This is a genomic window from Thalassospira lucentensis (assembly GCF_011806425.1).
GTDB lineage: Bacteria > Pseudomonadota > Alphaproteobacteria > Rhodospirillales > Thalassospiraceae > Thalassospira > Thalassospira lucentensis_B.
Genome location: NZ_JAATOV010000002.1, coordinates 552,275 through 575,424, shown reverse-complemented (window position 1 = coordinate 575,424; position 23,150 = coordinate 552,275). Strand labels below are relative to the sequence as shown.

Annotated in this window: 11 protein-coding genes; all 11 read left to right on the top strand. The window is 54.3% G+C overall.

All coding sequences use genetic code 11. The features are described 5' to 3' along the window. The first annotated feature begins 15 nt into the window (after positions 1 to 15). The 11 genes from soxR (at position 16) to yidC (ending at position 23,127) form a co-directional block, all read left to right on the top strand. Entirely contained in the window at positions 16 to 486 is a 471-nt protein-coding gene (soxR, locus tag HCZ99_RS08170) for a redox-sensitive transcriptional activator SoxR (RefSeq protein WP_167446443.1), read from the top strand. Positions 487 to 675: 189 nt separating this feature from the next. Next, positions 676 to 3,609 (top strand): helicase-related protein, encoded by a 2,934-nt coding sequence (locus HCZ99_RS08165; protein WP_167446442.1) that lies wholly within the window; start codon positions 676 to 678, stop codon positions 3,607 to 3,609. A gap of 201 nt (positions 3,610 to 3,810) precedes the next feature. Then, positions 3,811 to 4,218 carry an RNA-binding S4 domain-containing protein gene (locus tag HCZ99_RS08160; protein ID WP_167446441.1) on the top strand — a complete coding sequence of 136 codons (408 nt, stop codon included), beginning with the start codon at positions 3,811 to 3,813 and terminating at the stop codon, positions 4,216 to 4,218. A gap of 268 nt (positions 4,219 to 4,486) precedes the next feature. Further along, on the top strand, positions 4,487 to 6,223 hold the full coding sequence (locus HCZ99_RS08155; RefSeq protein WP_254869519.1) for a peptidase domain-containing ABC transporter: 1,737 nt from the start codon (positions 4,487 to 4,489) through the stop codon (positions 6,221 to 6,223). Beyond that, on the top strand, positions 6,220 to 8,358 hold the full coding sequence (locus tag HCZ99_RS08150) for a peptidase domain-containing ABC transporter (RefSeq protein WP_167446440.1): 2,139 nt from the start codon (positions 6,220 to 6,222) through the stop codon (positions 8,356 to 8,358). The genes HCZ99_RS08155 and HCZ99_RS08150 overlap by 4 nt, the downstream gene beginning before the upstream one ends. Next, entirely contained in the window at positions 8,355 to 9,710 is a 1,356-nt protein-coding gene (locus HCZ99_RS08145; RefSeq protein WP_167446439.1) for an HlyD family type I secretion periplasmic adaptor subunit, read from the top strand. Before HCZ99_RS08150 ends, HCZ99_RS08145 begins: the two co-directional genes overlap by 4 nt. Before the next feature lie 150 nt (positions 9,711 to 9,860). Further along, positions 9,861 to 20,300 carry a calcium-binding protein gene (locus HCZ99_RS08140; RefSeq protein WP_167446438.1) on the top strand — a complete coding sequence of 3,480 codons (10,440 nt, stop codon included), beginning with the start codon at positions 9,861 to 9,863 and terminating at the stop codon, positions 20,298 to 20,300. Positions 20,301 to 20,457: 157 nt separating this feature from the next. Beyond that, positions 20,458 to 20,592 carry a 50S ribosomal protein L34 gene (gene rpmH / locus HCZ99_RS20675; RefSeq protein ID WP_033369208.1) on the top strand — a complete coding sequence of 45 codons (135 nt, stop codon included), beginning with the start codon at positions 20,458 to 20,460 and terminating at the stop codon, positions 20,590 to 20,592. Then, on the top strand, positions 20,534 to 21,058 hold the full coding sequence (rnpA, locus tag HCZ99_RS08130) for a ribonuclease P protein component (protein WP_368484249.1): 525 nt from the start codon (positions 20,534 to 20,536) through the stop codon (positions 21,056 to 21,058). The genes rpmH and rnpA overlap by 59 nt, the downstream gene beginning before the upstream one ends. Next, positions 21,055 to 21,366: a membrane protein insertion efficiency factor YidD gene (gene yidD / locus HCZ99_RS08125; protein WP_167446436.1), complete on the top strand. Its 312-nt coding sequence runs from the start codon at positions 21,055 to 21,057 to the stop codon at positions 21,364 to 21,366. Before rnpA ends, yidD begins: the two co-directional genes overlap by 4 nt. Before the next feature lie 45 nt (positions 21,367 to 21,411). Beyond that, complete coding sequence (yidC, locus tag HCZ99_RS08120) at positions 21,412 to 23,127, top strand: membrane protein insertase YidC (protein ID WP_167446435.1); 1,716 nt, start codon at positions 21,412 to 21,414, stop codon at positions 23,125 to 23,127. Positions 23,128 to 23,150: the final 23 nt, after the last annotated feature.

Genomic DNA, 23,150 nt, shown 5'->3' with positions numbered 1-23,150 from the left:
GCAGGGATATTGGAAATGGCAGAAAACGGACCATTGCAGCGCTACTTAAGTGTGGGGGATGTGGCAAAGCGCAGTGGCATTTCGGTGTCTGCAGTGCATTTTTACGAACGCAAAGGACTGATCAGTTCGATCCGAACCGATGGCAATCAGCGCCGTTTCCATCGCGGAACTTTGCGTAAGCTTGCCATTATCAAGGTGGCGCAAAAAACCGGTATTCCCCTTGCTGAAATTGGTGCGGCCCTTGATCGATTGCCGCGCAATACGGTGCCGACAGCCAAGGATTGGGCAAAGCTGTCGTCGCGATGGCGCGATGATCTGAATGACCGGATTGATCAATTAACCCGGCTGCGTGATCAGTTGGCGTTGTGTATCGGCTGTGGGTGTTTGTCGATTTCGGACTGCCCGCTGCGAAATCCGGGTGATGAACTGGCAAAAGACGGGCCAGGGGCCATATTGCTTGAAACCAAAGACGCCGAAAAGCCCTGATAAGTTGTGGTTTCAATAACGCGCTCAGGAATGCTGACAAGTAAGCTTACGGGGGTTTTAGGGGCATCGATCTGCGTTTTGCGCATGGGGTGCGGTGGGCTGAATGCTTGACATTAACGCGGTTCAAGTGTTGAAAGGCCAGACACGTGGGGCGGCCCGGATCCTTGGGCTGTCCATTGGAAGAGTTTAATGCAGATTTCAACCCGATCCGGCCCGCGCATCATTGCGATCCTGGGCCCCACCAACACCGGCAAGACCCATCTCGCCATGGAACGGATGTTGGCGCATACAACCGGAATGATCGGGTTCCCGTTGCGGCTGTTGGCGCGTGAAAATTATGACCGCGCGGTGGCCAAGGTTGGCAAGGGTGCGGTGGCGCTGATTACCGGCGAAGAACGTATCTTGCCGAAAACGGCGCGGTATTACCTGTGCACGGTCGAAGCCATGCCGCTGGCCAAGCAGGTTGATTTCCTGGGCGTTGACGAAATTCAGATGTGTGCCGACCCGGAACGCGGGCATGTGTTTACCGACCGACTGCTGCATGCGCGCGGACGGTCCGAAACGATGTTTATGGGGGCGGAAACCATACGCCCGGTTATCCGTAAGCTGGTTGATAATGTTGAATTTGACACGCGCGCGCGCTTTTCGACGCTGACCTATAACGGTTCGAAGAAAATTCAGCGCCTGCCGGCGCAATCGGCCATCGTGACATTTTCCGCACAGGAAGTTTACGCGGTTGCCGAATTGGTGCGTCGCCAAAAAGGCGGGGCGGCGGTGGTGCTTGGTGCGCTCAGCCCGCGCACACGTAATGCCCAGGTCGAGATGTTCCAGAATGGTGAGGTCGAGCACCTGATTGCGACGGACGCAATTGGTATGGGGCTTAACCTTGATCTGGACCATGTGGCCTTTGCGGCCATGCATAAATATGACGGTAAATTTAACCGGTCCCTGTCGGCGACGGAAACGGCACAGATTGCCGGACGTGCGGGCCGACATATGAATAACGGGACGTTCGGGGTTACGGGCAACCTGACCGGTATTGATGCCGACATTATCGAGCAGATCGAGTCCCACGAGTTTGAGCCGCTGTCGAAGGTGTTTTGGCGGAATTCCCGGCTTGAATTTCGGAGCGTTGACGCGTTGCAGAAATCATTGCGTCGTCGATCAAGTGATCCGACGCTGATCCTTGCGCGTGAGCCGGTTGATGAAATTATGCTCGAACATCTGGCGCAAAACGAGGATGTCGCACGGATTGCATCGGCCCCGGATCGGGTGCAGTTGCTGTGGGAAGTCTGCCAGATTCCCGACTTTAGAAATATCCATACCGATACCCATCCAAGACTGCTAACATCTATTTATCGCTATCTGGCGAAACCCGGAAGCAGACTTCCAATCGACTGGTTGGGCGAACAAGTCTTGCGTCTGGATCGTTATGATGGTGATATCGATCAGTTGTCATCACGTTTGGCAGGTATTCGCGTCTGGACATATGTATCGCATAAACATCACTGGCTCGAAGATGCCAATCATTGGCAGGAACGAACACGCGCCATTGAGGACAAGCTGTCAGATGTGCTACATGAACGCCTGACCCAAAGGTTCGTCGATAGGCGGACCTCGGTTTTATTGAAAAGTCTCAAGGACAAGTCTGAACTCATGTCTACCATCACTGCGAATGGTGAAGTACAGGTCGAAGGTGAATTTGTCGGCCGTCTTGAAGGATTCCGTTTCATCGCTGATGAAACCGATGCTGCTTTCGAAGGCAAGGCAATTGCCAGTGCCGCACGCCGCGCGTTGACGGGCGAAATCGCCCAGCGCGTCAAACAACTTGAAACCGACGAAGATGATAAATTCTCGGTGAATGGGCAGCTCGATGTCCTTTGGAGCGGTGCGCAAGTTGGCGTGCTGAAAAAAGGTGACACGGTTCTGTCTCCTGAGATCCATGTGATCGACAGCGAGTTCTTTGACGGTCCAACACGCGAACGTATCCGCACGCGTCTTCAGAACTTCATCAATTCCCACATCGAAACGCGGCTTAAAATGCTGACCCGTCTGCGTGACTGTCAGCTTTCCGGGCCAATTCGCGGGCTTTTGTTCCAACTGAACGAAGGCCTGGGCTGTGTTCCACGTTCGGAACTTGAAAGCCTGGTCAAAGATTTGTCGGATGACGACCGCAAAGCACTTGCCAAACTTGGCGTGCGTTTGGGGGTTGAAACCGTTCATGTGCTTGATGCGCTGAAACCCGATCCGGTTGAGCTGCGTGGCATTCTTTGGGCGGTTGCACGTGAACTTGATGAATTGCCGCAACTGCCACCGGCAGGGCGCACATCGGTTCCAAATGATCGTGCCAATTCCAAAGGGTTCTATCTGGCGGCTGGTTATATGCCGGTTGGTCCGTTGGCTGCCCGTGTCGATATGCTTGAACGTTTTGCCGCGTTGCTGCGTCAGAAAGCACGTGAGAATGACGGCAAAGTCCGTCCTGATCCTGATTTGCTGTCGCTTTTGGGCTGCACGGTTGAGCAGGCCGAAGGCGTGTTTACCGCCCTTGGTTGGCGTGCCGAGGTGGTCAAGGTCAAGAAATCGACCCTTGAAGCCAAAGAAGCCGATAAAAAAGCAGCTGAACCGGCAAAAGCCGAAGCTGCTGCTGGCGATGCGGCCAAAGCCGAGGAAGCACCTGAGAAAGCTGCTGATGCGGATGGCGATGCCAAAGCTTCTGACACCGCAGTAGAATCAGCTGCACCGGCAGAAGACGCAAAAGAGAAAACCAAAGAGGCTGCGGTTGAGACCGACGCGTCTGAGGCTTCTTCGGATGCGGCAGCACCGGTTGAAACCGATGCGGATGGTGATGAGCTGGTCGAAGTTAAGTTCTTTGTCCGGGTTGATCGTCGTAAGCGTGGTGGTGGCGGTGCTGGTCGCGGTCAACGTGGCGGCCCGCGTCAGGAAGCACGCGGTGGCAAAGACGGTGCCAAAGGTAAGGGCGGCAATCGTCCTAATCGTGGAGGCCGTGGCGACCGTGGTGGTAAGCCAGGTGGACGTAATCAGTCCGCGCCAGCAAAAGAAAACAAGATCAACGAAGATTCGCCCTTTGCCAAGCTTAAGGAAATGCTTGAAGCCAAAGGCTGATAAAGCGGCATAAGATCTTTGAAACGGCGATCCTTGCGGGTCGCCGTTTTGCGTTTTGGGGCCGCGTTATGTCTTGTTCGTGTTTGTGGTGATTGGTGCCATGACGCGCAAGCGCCTGATTTTTTAAGGTGGCTTATCTTCTCTGACCTTGGAAATTTGGTATAAGAGATATCAGTTAAACGATACGTGGAATGGACCGCCGTGACGGAACTGGCAGAAAAGCTTCGGGTTGATAAATGGTTGTGGCACGCACGGTTTTATAAAACCCGCTCCTTGGCGAGTAAGGCCTGCCAGTCTGGGCATATTGTTGTGAATGGCAGTTCGATTTCAAAGGCCAGTGTCACGGTATCAGCAGGTGATCGCCTGCAATTCTTTCAAGGACCGCACCTTCGCGTGGTCGAAGTTGTTGCGCTTGGCGAACGCCGTGGACCCGCCCCCGAAGCACAGACCCTTTATACCGATCATTCACCACCCCGGATGGCAAAGAAAGAAGTGGCATCAGACATTCGTACAGCCCCGGTCGGTGCGCGCGAAGCAGGTTCTGGACGCCCGACAAAGGCAGAGCGACGCGCGCTTGATCGGTTGCGTGGCGACGGCGAAGAAGCCTAGGCTTATTTCCACCTGTTTAGAATAGTTCAATATTTTCAAGTGCTTAGATTCGCGTCTCCGCAGGAGAGTGGGCGATCTAAATCGGAGTAGTTTCCCAAAAAATGCGTTAAGTTATCTGGACGTGGGTCAGATAACTATTATATGTATTCGTATGCATATAAGGAACTTCTTGCCAGTAATACGTGAATCGGTTACTCATCCTATCTATTGGTATAGTTAGACACCTTTAGTATGGTATATAACCCGTTTTACGGAGCATCCTGCCTTCATGACACGACATGTCAGACAACATCCTGTCTTGAATATCGGGACATTGTCGCATTTGCAGACGGGACGCTTTGCCCTGTTGCTTGGCGCGTTGGTGATCAATCTGCTGTCGCTGGCATTGCCGATCACGTTGCTGCAGGTTTATGACCGGGTTTTACCATATAACTCTATCCCGACTTTAACGCTTCTGATCCTTGGCGTGTTGGGTGCGCTTGTGCTTGAGGCGATCTTGCGTCTTGGACGGGCTTATATTTCATCGCTTTCGGCGGCCAAGTTCGAACATCGCAGTGCCAAGGCCGCGGTGGGGCATTTGTTGTCGGCAAGTTTGACTGATTACGAAAAAACCGCCCCCGGCCTTCATTTGCAGCGCTTAAACAGCCTTAATATGCTGCGTGATTTCTATTCCGGGCAGGCCATTGGTGCCGTCGTTGATTTGCCGTTTATCATTCTGTTTTTGGGATTGATCGCGATCATCGGTGGGATGCTTGTGATCGTGCCGCTTGGCATTTTGCTGGCGTTTTTCATCACCGCCTTCTTCCTGGGGCGGCAGTTGCGCGGCGCGCTTGATCATCGCATTCAGTCAGATGAGCGGCGTTATAACTTTATCATCGAAACCCTGACGGGGGTTCACACCATCAAATCGATGGCGATGGAAAACCTGATGATCCGCCGCCATGAACAGCTTCAGGTGCAGTGTGCGCAGGATGATCTGGTTGCAGCGCGTTCCGCCCATGCGGCGGTAAATGCCAGCGCGACCTTTTCGATGCTGACCATGGTGCTGGTTGCGGCCGTGGGCAGTGTTCTTGTGATTGATGCAGATTTGACGGTGGGCGGACTTGCGGCCTGCACGATGTTGGCCGGACGATCCATACAACCATTACAACGCGCCATGAGCCTGTGGACCCAGTTCCAAAACATTCGTGTCGCCCGCCAGCGGTGCGAAGAACTGTTTGAAATCGAACCAGAAGACAGTGCGGACGCCCCGGAAATGCCCGTCCTTGAAGGTAAGATTGAATTGCACAATGTGTCGTTTGGTCACCCGGACGGCAAAAAGGTGTTTGATGGTCTTGATCTGGTGATTGAGCCGGGCGAGTCCGTTGCGATTACGGGTGATAACGGGACCGGGAAAACAACCCTTTTGTGGATGCTGATGGGGGCGCTTCGTCCCAATCAGGGTCAGGTTCTTTTGGATGGCAAAGACGTCACCCAATACAGTGCGGAGTCCATCCGCCGTCAGGTTGCTTATTTGCCCCAGCATGGCGTGATGTTCAAAGGCACAATCATCGAAAACATTACCGGTTTTCGCAAAGATGTCGGGATCGACCGCGTGGTGGAAATTTCCCGCCGGTTGGGACTGGATGACATCGTTATGCGCATGCCACAGGGCTATGACACAGAAGTTGGGGGGCAGGCGTCTGAAACCCTGCCGCGCGGGGTGAAACAGCGGATCGCCGTTGCCCGGGCATTGATTGATTATCCGCGTATTGTGATGTTTGACGAAGCCAATAGCTCGCTCGATATCGCGGGTGACAACATCATGACCAGTCTTTTGCTGGATCTAAAAAAGCACTGCACGCTTGTGATGGTATCCCACCGTCCGTCACTGATTGCCTTGGCGAATAAGCAGTTCCGTCTGGTCGATCAACGGTTGGTGCCGGTTCTTAAACGCACCAATCAGCGTGTTGCGCAGCCAAGTGTCGAAGACACGGCATCTGTTCCGGCTGGGGGTGCGTCATGAATATTGAAAATATGCAGTTCGCCCAGAATTATCGGATGGGGCTTGCGAGCACCGATGCGCTTTCGGATTTTGATGCTTGTCTTTGGCCGTTGTTGCAGGCGCTGGGCTGGCGCGGGTTGCCCCGTCATGTCGCTGAAGCATTGCCGCATATGGATCAAGCGCTTGACCTAACTGATTTTCGCAATGTTCTAGCGCATCTTAATTATCAATCGCGCGAAATCGATGTGGTGTTTGACGAGATCGACGAACGCCTGATGCCGTGCCTGTTCGTCCCGACAAACGGCACGGCCCTTGTTGTTATTCGCCCAGAAGGCAATGGCATTCGGGTTTATGATGGCGGCACCGATCGTGAAATGGTGATCACTGCAACGTCCTTGCCCGGCAAACTGTATCAGTTTTCGCCGGCAAACCGTCGTGATCGTTATTTCGAAGACGATAAGCGGGGTTGGTTTGGTGGGGTTGCAAACCGGTTTTCGCAGCTTGGTTATCAGTTGTTGCTGATTACCTTGATGCTCAACATCATGGCCTTGGCCACGCCGATCTTTGTCATGGGCATTTATGATCGGGTGATTGGTGCGCGGTCGATTTCCATGCTGATCCAGTTTTCAATTGGCATTGGCATCATCCTGATCATGTCGTGGGTGTTGCGCACCCTGCGCAGCCAAATCGTTAGCCACTTTGGCGCGCGGTTGGATACGCTGGTCAGTGGGGCAATTTTCGAAAGATTGCTGGCACTGCCGCCGTCCTATACCGAACGGTCGCCGGTCGGGGTGCAGATTTCGCGTATTCGTGACTTTGAAAGTGTGCGCGAATTCTTTACCGGGCCGATGGCCATGGTGATGCTGGAAATGCCATTTGTGCCGATTTTCCTGGTTGTCATGTTCTATCTTGGCGGATGGCTTGCCCTGATTCCAATTGCGTTGATTGGTGTGTTTGCCCTGATTGGGTTGGTGTCGTTTCCGATTGTTACGCGCCGGGTTTCGGAACTTGGCCGCAATGGCGCCAACCGGCAGGAATTCTTGGTCGAGACAGTCGGCAAGATGTCGGCATTGAAATACACGGCGATGGAAAATCGCTGGCTGACGCGTTTTCGCGATATTTCGGCTGATACGGCCTATGCCGGGTTCAAGGTTTCGATGGTCAATAACGTGATCAACACCTTGGCCCAAGTCCTGATGATTTCATCTGGGGCGTTTGTGTTGGCCTTTGGGGCCAACCGGGTGATGAATGCGGAAATGAGTGTCGGGGCGTTGGTGGCATCAATGATGCTGGCGTGGCGGGTTTTGGGCCCGATCAATCAGGCCTTTATTGGTATGCCGCGCCTGGCGCAGTTGCGCGGCAGTGTGCGCCAGATTAACCGGCTTATGACCATCGCACCCGAAGGTGATTTGGTGCCGCGTTCTGTTGATCAGCGGCGGTTTTCCGGGGCGGTTAGCTTTTCGCGGGTTAGCTTCCGATATAATGCCGATTCTGATCCGGCACTTGTTGGGGTGAATTTTGACATTAAACCCGGACAGGTCATTGCGGTTGTCGGGGCGAATGGTGCGGGTAAATCATCCCTGATCAAATTGGTGGCCGGGATGTATCAGCCCCAGGCGGGCGCGGTATTGATTGATGGCGCCGATATTCGCCAGATGGATCCGCAAACCCTGCGTCAGTCGATTTCCTATGTGCCGCAAGATGTTGAATTCTTCCGTGGATCAATTGCGCAAAACCTACGGCTGGCGAACCCGGTGGCATCGCATGATGAATTGCGGATGGCCTGCATGTCGGCTGGTGTGTTGCAAGAGGTCGAAAATCTGGTTGATGGCTTTTCAACCCGTATTGGGGATCAACATTCGGCACGCTTTTCCGCCAGTTTCCTGCAACGACTTGCTTTGGCGCGCGCGTTTGTGCGCGAGGCACCGATTATTTTGTTTGATGAACCGACCAACGGTCTGGATCAAAAAGCTGACCGCGCTTTTCAGCATACGATCAATCGTTTGCGCGGCGGTTCCACCATATTCCTGATTACCCATCGGCCAAGTCACCTTGATATGGCTGATCGTATTCTTGTGCTTCAGGACGGGCAGTTGCGCGGCGATGCGCCGCCCGAACGGATCAAGCAACAAGTGATAGACGGAGGCTACCTATGAGTGACGCAGCAGTTCAGAATACTGCCATCGAGCGTTTCCGTCGTTCACGACGTATGGCGCGCTATTTATCGCATGCCGTGTTGCTTGAAGAGGGCGGAATTTCGGTCTTTGTTCGATCTGCATTGGTGATGCTGTCGGTCGGGTTTATGGCTCTGATTGCCTGGGCGGCGACAACCCAGATCAAAGAAACCGCGATCACATTTGGTCAGGTCATGCCAACCGGGGCTGTGAACAAGATCCAGCATCTGGAAGGCGGGATTATTGATCAAATCATGGTGCAGGATGGCGATTTGGTCGACAAAGGTCAGGTTTTATTGCGCCTTAAGCCGGAAGCCGCGCAAGCCGAACTGTCGCAAACCGAGACGAAATTGGGGAATCTACGTCTTGAGGCGGAGCGGTATCGTGCGCTTGCCGAAGGCCGCGAACCTGATTTTTCGAAAATGATGGCGCAATATCCGGAATTGGCGGTTAATCAGCATGAAATTTACAATATCCAGACAGAGCTTGATGCCAATCAGAGCGAAATTTTGCAGGTCCAGATTCAGGAACGCAATGCCGAGCTCGCGCAGCTAAATGAGCAGGAAGCCACCCTTCGTAAGTCGCTTGATCTGCTTAATCAGGAAGTGACCATGCGTCGGTCTCTTTATGAAAAGGGCCTGAATTCCAAGGTGTTGTTCCTAAACATTCAGCGCGAACTCAACGAAGCGCAGGGCAGCCTTTCGGATGTTGCTGCCGAGAAGGCGCGCGCACGTGAAACCATTGCCGAAGCAAAATTGCGTCTGAATGAGCTTGAAAAAAGTCAACGTGAAGAAGCGATTAGCGAACTTGGCAGGCTCGGCGGTGAGATCGCGCAAACCAGTGAAGCCTTGCGTAAATTGCGCGATCGGGTGGCGCGGCTTGAAATCGTTGCGCCGACGCGTGGTTATATCAAGGGTCTGCAATTTTCGACCATTGGTGGGGTGATTGCCCCGGCGCAGGTTGTGATGGAATTGGTGCCCGCCGACGAGGTGTTGATCGCTGAAACCCGGATCTCGACCGAGGATATTGGCCATGTTCATCTTGGTCAGCCGGTCACGGTAAAAGTCAGTGCCTTTGACTTTATTCGGTATGGGGGCATACAGGGTGAATTGGTCTCTATATCAGCATCTACTTTTGTAGACGATGAAGGAAAACCTTACTATAAAGGTAAGGTCGCACTGGATCAGGATCACGTTGGTGAAGGTGCGTCTGCTCAAAAGATCATCCCGGGGATGACTGTTCAGGCCGATATTCAGACGGGCGAAAGAACCCTTTTGGAATATCTCCTAAAGCCTGTTTACGTCTCTCTTGATCAGGCGTTCTCGGAGCGTTGAGTTTTAAATTGGTCCCGCTGGAAATGACTTCACGTTCATTTCTACTGCCCGGCCGCACATTTCTCTGGTTTACGCTAGGGTTTCTATACTAATGTATAGAATGTGTGGGTTGGGTCTATCCATCTCACACGCATTGGAGATTGGATTAAAATGGCGGACGATTCTCGCGATACTGAAAACGAAGCTGGCAAAGACAATGGTGACCTCAATCAAGAGGCTGCCCAGATTGATCTTATGCGCGGTGAGGTCCCGGTTAGCGAAAGTGACGAACTGGTCGAATTGCATGATGACCAGTCCAATGTGTCCACTGTTCCGACACACGAACTAGGATCCGTCCAATACGGCAATCAAGTTTACAATCCGCAAGGCGAAGAACAGCAAGCCTTTCGTCGCCAGAATGCCTTTGCGCAGCGTGAAGAACGCAGCGACCAAGATGACGCGACGGCAAAGCAAACCGATGCCCAAAACGCGCAAGAAAACCGTGATGGCGGTATTGATACGGGTGCGAATACTTCCGATTCAAGCCTTGGCGCGCTGGGTGCGGATGATCTGTCGCTTCAATCTGATCCGACGACCCTTGATCCCGCCCAAAGTGATCTTCTGACCAACGATACAACGGGTTCTTCCGTTGGCCGCGGTGCGGTTCGAGGTGATTTCCAACAAAGCGTAAGCCCCGGTGGCGTTACGGTTGAGCAACAGCCCGTCGGCGCTGTCGATCCGGTCAGCGGCGAGGTCGCAGACCTTCAGCCTGGCGACGATGCGACGCCGGGGGACCTGGTGGATGATTCGGGCGAGGATGCAAAGGTCGCAGATACGCCCGATCTTGTGACCGGAAATGTCAGCGGCGCAGAAGACAGCGCAATATCGCTTAATATTTCGGCAGCGCTGAATGACCTTGATGGCGGCAGTGAAACGCTTTTGATCGTGATTTCCGGGGTGCCGGATGGGGCGACCCTGTCTTCTGGTATTGATAATGGCGATGGGACTTGGTCGCTATCGCCAGCCGAGCTTTCTGGGCTTACCATCACACCGCCAGAAGATTACAGCGGCAGCTTTGACCTTTCCGTTACCGCGACCAGCCGCGAAAGCAATGGCTCAACCGCCTCAAGCAGTTCGAGCATGACAGTCGATGTCACGGGCGTTGCTGATGGTGCGACCCTTGATGTTGCAAATGCGTCTGGCGCAGAAGATAGCGCGATTGCGCTTAACATCGATACCGAACTCCTTGATGGCAGTGAAACCCTGTCGATCACGATTTCTGGCGTGCCAGACGGTGCGACCTTGTCGGCAGGGACGGATAACGGCGATGGAACGTGGTCGCTCAGCTCTGATCAGCTCGACGGACTGACGATCACGCCGGCAGATAACTTCAGCGGCGAAATCGACCTGACCGTCTCGGTCACCACCACCGATGGTAATGATACTGCCGTCGTGATGGAAGAATTGACTGTTGATGTTACGGGTAAGGCCGATGCGCCGACGTTGGATGTGTCGGATGCTTCGGGTAATGAAGACACTGCAATTGCGCTCGATATTGATGCTGGGCTGACGGATAGCTCTGAGAGCTTGACGATTACGATCTCGGGTGTGCCGGATGGTGCAACACTGTCAGCGGGGACTGACAATGGCGATGGTACTTGGACTTTGTCGTCGGGCGATCTCGATGGCCTGACGATTACACCTGCTGATGATTTCAGCGGATCGTTTGATCTGGGCGTAACAGCGCAGTCGGTCGATGGCGACGACATTGCGACGACATCGGGTTCGATTACGGTTGATGTTGCTGGTGTCGCAGATGCGCCGACACTGGATGTGTCGGATGCTTCGGGCACTGAAGACAGTGCGATTGCGCTGGATATTGATGCCGGTCTGACGGATAGCTCTGAGACTCTGACGGTGACGATTTCTGGCGTTCCCGATGGCGCATCGTTGTCGGCAGGGATCGATAATGGTGACGGCACTTGGACTTTGTCGTCAGGTGATCTGGATGGCCTGACGATTACGCCGCCAGATGACTTCTCGGGTAGTTTTGATCTGGGCGTAACAGCGCAGTCAGCTGATGGCGAGGATGTTGCGACGACATCTGGTTCGATTACAGTTGATGTTGCTGGTGTTGCGGATGCTCCGACGCTGGATGTGTCGGACGCAAGTGGCAATGAAGATACAGCAATTGCGCTCGATATTGACGCAGGGCTGACGGATTCCAGCGAAGTTCTAAGTGTTACGATTTCCGACGTTCCGGATGGTGCGACTTTGTCTGCGGGTGCCGATAATGGTGACGGTACTTGGACGCTAAATTCCGATCAGCTTGATGGTTTGACAATCACACCTGCGGATGACTTCTCGGGTAGTTTTGATCTGGGCGTAACGGCGCAGTCGGCAGACGGCGAAGATGTCGCCACGACCTCTGGTTCGATTGCTGTTGATGTTTCTGGCGTTGCGGATGCGCCGACGTTGGATGTGTCGGATGCTTCGGGTTCTGAAGATAGTGCCATCGCGCTCGACATTGACGCAGGGTTGACGGATTCCAGCGAAGTTCTGAGCGTTACGATTTCCGGCGTTCCAGACGGTGCTGTGCTGTTGGCCGGGATCGATAATGGTGACGGGACGTGGACGCTAAGTTCTGATCAGCTTGATGGACTGACGATTACACCTGCCGATGACTTCTCCGGTAGTTTCGACCTAGGTGTAACGGCTCAGTCTGCGGACGGTGAGGACATCGCGACCACGTCTGGTTCGATCACGGTAGATGTTGCGAGTATCGCAGATGCGCCGACGCTTGATGTCTCGGACGCCTCTGGTTCAGAAGACAGTGCAATTGTGCTCGATATTGATGCAGGTCTGACAGATTCCAGCGAAGTTCTGAGTGTTACGATCTCTGGCGTTCCAGGCGGTGCGACTTTGTCAGCCGGAACCGATAATGGTGATGGCACATGGACTTTGAGCTCAGCCGATCTTGATGGCCTGACGATTACACCGCCAGACGACTTCTCGGGTAGTTTTGATCTGGGCGTAACCGCGCAATCGGCTGATGGCGATGATGTCGCGACGACGTCTGCTTTGATTAAGGTTGATGTGGCTGGTGTCGCTGATGCGCCGACGCTCGACGTCTCTGACTCCTCTGGTTCAGAAGACAGTGCAATTGCGCTCGATATTGACGCAGGGCTGACGGATTCCAGCGAAGTTCTGAGCGTTACGATTTCCGGCGTTCCGGATGGCGCGACCTTGTCTGCGGGCACTGATAATGGTGACGGCACTTGGACATTGTCATCGGGTGATCTCTATGGTCTGACGATTACACCTGCCGATGACTTTAGTGGTTCGTTCGATCTCGGCGTAACCGCGCAATCGGCTGATGGCGATGATGTCGCGACGACGTCAGGTTCGATCACGGTTGATGTGGCCGGTGTCGCGGATGCGCCGACGCTGGATGTATCTGACGCCTCTGGTTCAGAAGACAGTGCGATTGCACTCGACATTGATGCTGGTCTATCGGATAGCTCCGAGACTTTGACCGTCACGATCTCGGGTGTCCCGGATGGTGCGGCTTTGTCGGCCGGAACCGATAATGGTGATGGCACATGGACTTTGAGCTCAACCGATCTTGATGGTCTGACGATCACGCCAGCGGATGATTTTAGTGGTTCGTTTGATCTTGGTGTAACGGCGCAGTCGGCAGATGGTGAAGACGTCGCGACGACGTCGGGTTCGATTACGGTCGATGTTGCTGGCGTTGCTGATGCGCCGACGCTTGATATGTCGGATGCATCTGGCAATGAAGATACAGCAATTGCGCTCGATATCGACGCAGGGCTGACGGATTCCAGCGAAGTTCTGAGTGTTACGATTTCCGGCGTTCCGGATGGTGCGACTTTGTCTGCGGGTACCGATAATGGTGACGGCACTTGGACTTTGTCTTCGGGCGATCTTGAAGGTCTGACGATTACACCGGCTGATGATTTTAGTGGTTCGTTTGATCTGGGCGTGACAGCGCAGTCGGCTGATGGTGAAGATGTCGCGACGACCTCTGGTTCGATCACCGTTGATGTTGCCGGGCTTGCAGATGCGCCGACGTTGGATGTGTCGGACGCCTCAGGTTCTGAAGACAGTGCCATTGCACTCGATATTGATGCCGGCCTGACGGATAGCTCTGAGGCTTTGACGGTGACGATCAGTGGCGTTCCGGACGGTGCAGCGTTGTCTGCGGGTATCGATAATGGCGACGGGACTTGGACACTGTCATCGGGTGATCTCGATGGCTTGACGATTACACCTGCTGATGATTTCAGCGGATCGTTTGATCTGGGCGTAACTGCTCAGTCGGCAGACGGCGAAGATGTCGCGACGACCTCTGGTTCGATTACGGTTGATGTTGCGGGTGTTGCGGATGCGCCGACACTGGATGTGGCGGACGCAAGTGGCTACGAAGACCGGTCGATTGCACTCGATATCGACGCGGGACTAACGGATTCCAGTGAAACACTAATAGTGACCATCTCCGGTGTTCCAGACGGAGCAACTTTGTCTGCGGGGACGAATAACGGTGATGGGACTTGGTCGCTCGGGGCGGAAGACCTTGATGGTCTGAAAATCCGGGCACCGCATAATTTTAGTGGCTCGTTTGATCTTTCGGTAAGTGCGCAATCTGCTGACGGTTCAGATATTGCCAGCGCAAGTGGAAGTATCACCGTTGATGTCGAGGGTGTTGCTGACCGACCGCTTCTTGATGTGTCGGATGCATCTGGGAATGAAGACACGGCGATTGCGCTTGATATTGATGCTAGCCTGACAGATTCCAGTGAGGTTTTGAGCGTTACCGTAAGTGGTGTACCCGACGGTGCGACATTGTCTGCGGGGACTGACAATGGGGATGGGACTTGGACACTCGATGCCGATGACCTTGACGGTCTGACCATTACGCCACCGGAAAACTACAGCGGTTCTTTCGATCTTGGTGTTGTTGCCCAATCCACGGATGGGGATTCAACCGCGTCAACGTCCGATCCAATTCACCTCACACGCGGTCGCCCCGCTGGTAGCAGCACGATTACGGTGGATGTTGTCAGTGTTGCAGATGCGCCGACTTTGGAAACGTCCAATGCTTCTGGCAACGAAGATACTGCGATTGCCTTGGATATTGACGCAGGGCTGACGGATTCCAGCGAAGTTCTGAGCGTCACGATTTCCGGCGTTCCGGACGGGGCAACTTTGTCTGCGGGGACGAACAACGGTGATGGGACTTGGTCTCTGGGGGCTGATGACCTTGATGGTCTGACGATCACTCCTGCGGATGATTTCAGCGGATCATTTGATCTGGGCGTAACGGCGCAGTCTGCGGACGGTGACGACATCGCGACGACGTCTGGCTCGATTACGGTTGATGTTGCTGGTGTTGCGGATGCCCCGACGTTGGATATGTCGGACGCAAGTGGCTACGAAGACCGGTCTATTGCACTCGATATTGATGCCGGTCTGACGGATAGCTCTGAGGCTTTGACGGTGACGATCTCTGGCGTTCCAGACGGTGCGGCTTTGTCGGCCGGAACCGATAATGGCGATGGGACTTGGACGCTAAACTCTGATCAGCTTGATGGTTTGACGATTACACCGCCAAATGATTTCTCGGGCAGCTTTGATCTCGGTGTGACAGCGCAGTCGGCTGATGGTGAGGACGTCGCGACGATGTCCGGTTCGATTACGGTCGATGTTGCTGGGGTTGCGGATGCGCCGACGCTTGATGTCTCTGACGCCTCTGGTTCAGAAGACAGTGCAATTGCACTTGATATTGACGCGGGACTGACGGATAGCTCTGAGACTTTGACAGTGACGATTTCTGGCGTTCCAGACGGTGCGGCTTTGTCAGCTGGTACCGATAACGGTGACGGCACCTGGACCCTGAGCTCAACCGATCTTGATGGCCTGACGATTACACCTGCTGATGATTTCAGTGGATCGTTTGATCTGGGCGTAACAGCGCAGTCAGCTGATGGCGAGGATGTCTCGACGACGTCTGGCTCGATTACGGTTGATGTTGCCGGGGTTGCCGATGCGCCGACGTTGGACGTCGCGGATGCGTCTGGAAGTGAAGACACCGCGATTGCGCTCGATATTGATGCAGGGCTCGCCGATAGCTCTGAGACTTTGACGATTACGCTCTCTGGTGTACCGGATGGCGCGACGTTGTCGGCCGGAACTGATAATGGTGACGGCACTTGGACTTTGTCTTCTGATGATCTTGATGGTCTGACGATCACGCCGCCAGATGAGTTCTCCGGTAGTTTTGATCTTGGTGTTGCGGCACAGTCTGCCGATGGCGAGGATGTTGCGACGACGTCTGCTTCGATTACGGTTGATGTGGCTGGTGTCGCAGATGCGCCGACGCTTGATGTGTCGGATGCCTCGGGTTCAGAAGACACTGCCATTGCGCTCGATATTGATGCTGGGCTGACGGATAGCTCTGAGACTCTGACGGTTACAATCTCTGGTGTTCCCGATGGGGCATCGTTGTCGGCCGGAACTGATAATGGTGACGGCACATGGACTTTGTCGTCGGGCGATCTTGATGGTCTGACGATCACGCCAGCAGATGACTTCTCGGGCAGCTTTGATCTGGGTGTAACCGCGCAGTCGGCTGATGGCGAGGATGTTGCGACGACGTCGGGTTCGATTACGGTTGATGTGGCTGGTATCGCTGATGCGCCGACGCTTGATGTGTCGGATGCCTCAGGTTCAGAAGACAGTGCGATTGCGCTCGATATTGACGCCGGTCTCACGGATAGCTCTGAAACACTGACGGTCACAATCTCTGGGGTTCCGGATGGTGCAACGTTGTCTGCTGGGAGTGATAATGGTGACAGGACTTGGACGCTTAGCTCCGAGCAGTTGGACGGTCTGAAGGTTACGCCGCCTGAGGATTATAGCGGGTCGTTTGATCTTGGCGTATCTGCGCAGTCGACCGATGGAAGTGATATAGCCAGTGTTGGTGACACCATAACGGTGAACGTTGCGGCGGTTGCTGATGCGCCGTCTTTGCGGGTGTCGATTGGTGAGGGCACCTCCATTGGCGGAGCTGGGGGCACTGGCGGGACTGGTGACAGCGGGACTGATGGTGGCGGTGACGGCGGCAGCAGCGGTGCTGGAGGCGGTTCGGACGACAATGATTTTGTCGATAACGGTCAGCAGAATCATCATGGCACCAGCGCTGACGACAATTATGTGGTCGGTCGCGATCTGCGTATGAACGAGAATTTCACCCTTGGCGGCGGTGATGATCGTATCGTTATTGAAGGCGATACCAGCCAAGGCAACAATATCCGTCTGGGCGGCGGCGATGACAGTGTCACCATCAGTGGGGATATTGGCGGATCATCTGCTGTCGGTGGCGGAGCGGGCAATGACGTTCTTTATCTTGGTAAGGACGCGTCATCTTATCGGTTCCAGAACTTCACCAACAACAACGGCATGATCAACACACAGATCATTGACCTTGATACCGGCCAGACCTTGACCGTCAATCAGGTTGAGGCGATCTCGTTCGCGGATGGGACGGTTGTTGGCAATGCCGATCTGGTGGAGGCACCTTCTGAACCGGGAAGTGGTGATGGTAATAGCGGCGGTGCAGAAACTGGCGCCATGTCCTATCCAATTACGATTGAAGCATCGCTTAATGACGTTGATGGATCGGAAACACTCGGCATCACCATAAGCGGCGTGCCCGACGGGGCGTCTTTGAGTGCTGGAACAGATAATGGCGATGGCACCTGGACGTTGGCGCCAGATGATCTGAACGGTTTGACCCTGACCACGCCGGATGATTTTGCCGGAACGATTAACCTGAATGTCACGGCAACCGCAACCGACGGCGCCGATACCAATTCGGTTTCGCAAACCGGCACCATCACGGTCGAGGATCGTGCAAATGCCCCGACCCTTGATGTTTCGGATGTCAGCGGTACGGAAGATACTGCAATTGCGCTTGATATCGATGCCGGGCTGACGGACAGCAGCGAGACATTGTCCGTTACCATAAGCGGTGTGCCCGATGGTGCCACACTGTCGGCAGGGACCGATAATGGTGATGGAACTTGGACCTTGTCGTCGGGCGATCTTGACGGTCTGACAATTACGCCAGCCGATGACTTTAGCGGGTCGTTTGATCTGAGTATTACGGCGACCTCGGCCATTGAAGGCGATAGTGCAAGTGTTGCCGACGTCATTACCGTCGATGTTGCCGGGGAAGCGGATGCACCGGTATTGGATGTTTCTGATGCGTCGGGGACAGAAGATAGCGCGATTGGACTTGTGATTGATGCGGGGTTAAGCGATTCCAGCGAAGTTTTGAGTATCACGATTTCGGGCGTTCCCGATGGGGCGACCTTGTCGGCAGGGACCGATAATGGCGATGGCACTTGGACGTTGGCATCGGGCGATCTGGACGGTCTGACGATCACACCAGCCGATGATTTTAGTGGATCGTTTGATCTGAATGTGACGGCAACATCGACCGATGGGGCTGATAGCACCAGTGTAGCCGATACGATCACCGTGGATGTTGGCGGTGTGGCCGATACGCCGACGCTGGATGTGTCGGATGCATCGGGCGATGAAGACAGCAATATCGCCCTTGATGTTGATGCCAGTGCCAGCGACGTGTCGGAAGTTCTGTCGATCACCATCAGCGGTGTGCCAGACGGCGCAACACTGTCGACCGGCACGGATAACGGCGACGGAACGTGGACGCTGTCGCCCGGTGATCTTGAGGGGCTGAGCATTCAGCCGACCGATGATTACAGTGGTTCGTTTGATTTGAATGTTACGGTTACTTCGAGCGATGGTTCGGATACCGCGAGTGTGAGCGATACCATCACGGTCGATGTTGCGGGTGTTGCCGATGCCCCGACCTTGGATGTGTCGGATGCCAGCGGTGATCAAGGCAATAGTGTCGCCCTTGATATTGATGCGGCCCTGACCGATAGCAGTGAAACACTAAGTGTCATCATCAGTGGCGTGCCCGATGGCGCGACACTTTCGGCGGGAACCAGCAATGGGGATGGCACATGGACATTGTCGCCAGCCCAATTAGTCGGCCTGACGATTGCGGCGGGCAGTGATTATTCCGGTACGTTTGAACTTACCGTTTCTGCACAATCACGTGACGGGGATGACACGGCCACGACGGCGGCGATTTTGGACGTCACCATCGAAAAGGATGTCGATCCCAACGAATTCCGTTGGGGGACCTGGCGTGATGAAAGTTTCGAAACCGGTTCTGGCAACGATATTGTTGCTGGTGGTGGCGGTGACGATGTCTTTGCCACCCATGCCGGTGATGACACGATCTGGGCCGGAAGTGGTGATGACTTTATCAATGCCGGTGCCGGGGATGACATCGCGCATGCTGGCGAAGGTGACAATACCATCTATGCCGGGTCAGGCGATGATTACGTCACGGCGGGTAGTGGTGATGACAGCATCTATGCCAGTGACGGCGACAACATCATCTATGCCAACGAAGGTGAAAACCACATCGAAACCGGGGCGGGGAATGACACCCTGTTTGCCGGGAGCGGTGATGACACGATCCTTGGTGGCGAGGGCGATAACTATGTCAGCTCCGGCCAAGGTGAAAATTACGTCGCAACCGGATCGGGCAATGACAGCATCCTGACGGGGAGCGGCGATGACACGATCTTTGGCGGTGATGGCGATAACTATGTCAACGCGGGCGAGGGCGAAAACACAATCGTAACCGGGACCGGCAGCGACACCATCAGTACCGGTTTTGACGATGATAAGATTTTTGCTGGCGACGGGGACAATACGGTCGATGCAAGCGGTGGGAATAACATCATCGAAACAGGAAGTGGTGATGACATCATCAACGCCGCAGGCGGCAATGACACCGTATTTTCCGGTGCGGGCGATGACCTGATTGATGTCGGTGATGGCCGCAACAAAGTCTGGGGCGAGGGGGGTGATGATTCCATTCACGGGACCTGGGGCAATGACAGCTTCTTTGGCGGGGATGGTAACGACATTCTGGAGGCCGATGGCGGCAACAACTATTTCGATGGTGGGACTGGTGACGACACCCTTGCCACTGGATGGGGCAGAGACACCCTTTATGGCGGCACTGGCGACGATACGCTGAGTGGCGGCGGGGGTGATGACAAGCTGTTTGGTGACGAAGGCAATGATACCCTTATCGGCGGTTCCGGCAGAGACACCCTGATGGGGGGCGATGGTAATGATTTGCTGCTTGGTGGGGATGATAATGACACCCTGATGGGCGGGATCGGTGATGACACGCTGTATGGTGGCGGCGGGTCCGATATGTTCATCTTTAATATGGGGGATGGCAGCGATCATGTGGATGGCGGAGCCAACGGATGGACCACCGATACGATCGAGTTACATGGTGCCGGTGGCGGTAAACTCGATTCGAGTGACTGGACCTTGGTTTTGGATGATGGCGACGTTACCGATTCGAAAAAACACCATCTGGAACTTTCTTCCGATTCGTCGGGAACTATCGTCTTTTCGGACGGTTCGGAGTTGACATTTTCCAACGTCGAACGTATCGAATGGTGACGAATTCGCATTTCGGGTGCCGTCGGGTCAAAAACCCGGCGGCATTGCCGGTTCTCTGGGGGCTTTACCCTGTCACGAGTTGACAGCCTGCGTGTGAAGTCCTATACAGCGGACCTCGAATTTTATCGGATTACCTTATTAGAACGGAGTAAGTGCAGTGAAGCGCACCTACCAGCCTAGCAATCTCGTACGGAAACGCCGTCATGGCTTCCGTTCCCGCAGCGCGACCGTCGGTGGCCGCCGTGTGCTTACCGCACGCCGCGCCAAGGGCCGCAAGCGTCTGTCGGCCTAATGTTGTGACCATTTCGGTGGAACGCCTTAAAAAGCGTACGGAATTCCTCCGTGTTGCGGGCAGCCGCCGAAAATGGGTTACACAGGGATTGATCCTGCAGGGCGCACCACGCCCGGGGATCAGCCCGGATACAGAATACGCCAGTGAAGACGCACTCGCACGAGTCGGCTTTACTGTCACCAAAAAGGTGGGAAAGGCCGTCGTCCGCAATCGCGTTCGGCGGCGTTTGCGTGCTGTAGCAGAGCAATTAATGGCCGAACTCGCATTACCCGGTTGGGATTATGTGGTGATTGGTCGGAACCAAACCATTGATCGGCCTTTTGATAAGCTGGTTGATGATATGCGGTTTGCTTTGCGCCGAGTCCCTGATGCCAAACCTTCCCCTGCTGATACACGACGGCCCCGCAAGGGACGTGGTGCAAAACAGTCCGGTGGATCGACTCCGGCAAAAGGGTCCGCGAAATGACCTCTTCGACTCCAGCACCTGGCCCCTTTGCGCGTCTTCTTCAAATCGCAGTTCGCGGTTACCAGCTCTTTTTATCGCCTTATATCGGGTGGTCTTGCCGTTATCAGCCGACATGTTCGGCTTTCATGATGGAAGCATTGGCCCGTCATGGGGCAATAAAAGGCGGCTGGATGGGATTTAAACGGATAATGCGTTGCCATCCATGGGGTGGTCATGGTTATGATCCGGTGCCCGGATGTGGCTGCGAACAAAACAAAGCGTCGTCGGATGGTGAAAACCGATCCCCGGCGCTTTCGTCATGTAAATAGAATAATCGGTCGGTTGATGCTGGCTGAGAAAAGCGGAAAGAAGCGATGAACGAACAACGTAACCTATGGGTCGCAATTGCATCGGCAGTTGTGATTCTCATCGGTTGGCAATTCTTCTTTGCGCCTGAACCTGATACCCAGGTTCGTGAGGCGCAGGTTCGCGAACAGCTTGATGCAAGTGGTACCAATCCGCCGCAGGCATCTTCCAACACACCGACTGCACCAGGGGGACAGCCTGCTGTTCCGGCAGTGGTTAAGCGCGAAGATGCCCTGGCGAAATCGCCGCGTATTGCCATTCACACCCCGCGTGTCGAAGGCTCGATTCGCCTTGTTGGTGGTGTGATTGATGATATCCAGCTCCAAGATTATCATGAGACCGAAGAGCCTGACAGCCCGCTGATCCATGTTCTGAACCCGACCGGCAGCAAAGATGCCTATTTCGCGGAGTTCGGCTGGGTTGGTAACAACAAGAACACGGTTGTTCCCAACAGCGACACGCGTTGGACCGCAAGCAGCGATAAGTTGTCGGTTGATAAGCCGATTACGCTGACGTGGGACAACGGCCAAGGCCTGACCTTCAAGCGCGAAATTGCCATCGATGAGAACTACTTGTTCACGGTTAATCAGTCGGTGGTCAATAACAGCGGTAGCGAAGTTACCCTGCATCCGTATGGTTTGATTTCGCGTAAGAACAAGCCGCAAACGGCTGGTTTCTATATCCTGCACGAAGGTCCGCTTGGCGTGATCGACGGCACTCTGACCGAAATCAACTATGATGATCTGGTTGATGATGGTCCGGTCGAAAAGAAAACCACCGGCGGCTGGATCGGTATTACCGACAAATATTGGCTGGTTGCGTTGGCACCGTCATCGGACGAAGTGATGACCACGCGCTTTAGCCATCATGTCGCTGACAATGCCGATAAATATCAGACCGACTATCTTGGTGCTGGCCGCACCATTGCCAATGGCAGCGAAGGCAAAGCGGAAACCCGTTTGTTTGCCGGCGCAAAAGAAGTTGGTCTTCTTGATACCTACGCAGAAGATTACGGCATCACCAACTTCGATCTCGCGATTGACTTTGGTTGGTTCTACTTCCTGACCAAACCGTTCTTCCTGTTCCTGCAGTGGCTGAACCACTTGGTTGGCAACTTCGGCGTTTCGATCCTGATCTTTACGGTTCTGGTGAAGGCCGTGATGTTCCCGCTGGCGAACAAATCGTACAAATCCATGAGTGCGATGAAAAAGCTGCAGCCGCAAATCACGGCAATGCGTGAACAGTTCAAGGATGATCGCCAACGTCAGCAGCAGGAAATGATGGCGCTTTATAAGCGTGAGAAAATCAATCCTGCTTCGGGTTGCTTGCCGATCGTCGTTCAGATCCCTGTGTTCTTTGCGCTGTATAAAGTGCTGTTCGTGAACATTGAAATGCGTCACGCGCCGTTCTTTGGCTGGATCCAGGATTTGTCTGCGCCCGATCCAACGTCATTGTTCAACCTGTTTGGTTTGATCCCGTGGGATCCGCCGCACATGCTGATGATTGGTGTTTGGCCGTTGATCATGGGTCTTACCATGTTCCTGCAGCAGAAACTGAACCCGGCACCAGCCGATCCGACCCAGGCAAAGATCATGATGTTCTTGCCCCTGATCTTTACCTTTATGCTGGCAAGTTTCCCGGCGGGTCTTGTGATCTATTGGGCTTGGAACAACACGCTGTCGATCATTCAGCAGCGCTACATCATGTATAAGATGGGGGTTTAATCCCCCCATCTACCCTTTTTGGG

What these genes read in the sequence shown, in the direction of transcription:
- soxR (WP_167446443.1), top strand. Translation starts at nt 16, where the DNA reads ATGGCAGAAAACGGACCATTGCAGCGCTACTTAAGTGTGGGGGATGTG.
- HCZ99_RS08150 (WP_167446440.1), top strand. Translation starts at nt 6,220, where the DNA reads ATGAATATTGAAAATATGCAGTTCGCCCAGAATTATCGGATGGGGCTT.
- HCZ99_RS08140 (WP_167446438.1), top strand. Translation starts at nt 9,861, where the DNA reads ATGGCGGACGATTCTCGCGATACTGAAAACGAAGCTGGCAAAGACAAT.
- HCZ99_RS08145 (WP_167446439.1), top strand. Translation starts at nt 8,355, where the DNA reads ATGAGTGACGCAGCAGTTCAGAATACTGCCATCGAGCGTTTCCGTCGT.
- yidD (WP_167446436.1), top strand. Translation starts at nt 21,055, where the DNA reads ATGACCTCTTCGACTCCAGCACCTGGCCCCTTTGCGCGTCTTCTTCAA.
- HCZ99_RS08155 (WP_254869519.1), top strand. Translation starts at nt 4,487, where the DNA reads ATGACACGACATGTCAGACAACATCCTGTCTTGAATATCGGGACATTG.
- HCZ99_RS08165 (WP_167446442.1), top strand. Translation starts at nt 676, where the DNA reads ATGCAGATTTCAACCCGATCCGGCCCGCGCATCATTGCGATCCTGGGC.
- yidC (WP_167446435.1), top strand. Translation starts at nt 21,412, where the DNA reads ATGAACGAACAACGTAACCTATGGGTCGCAATTGCATCGGCAGTTGTG.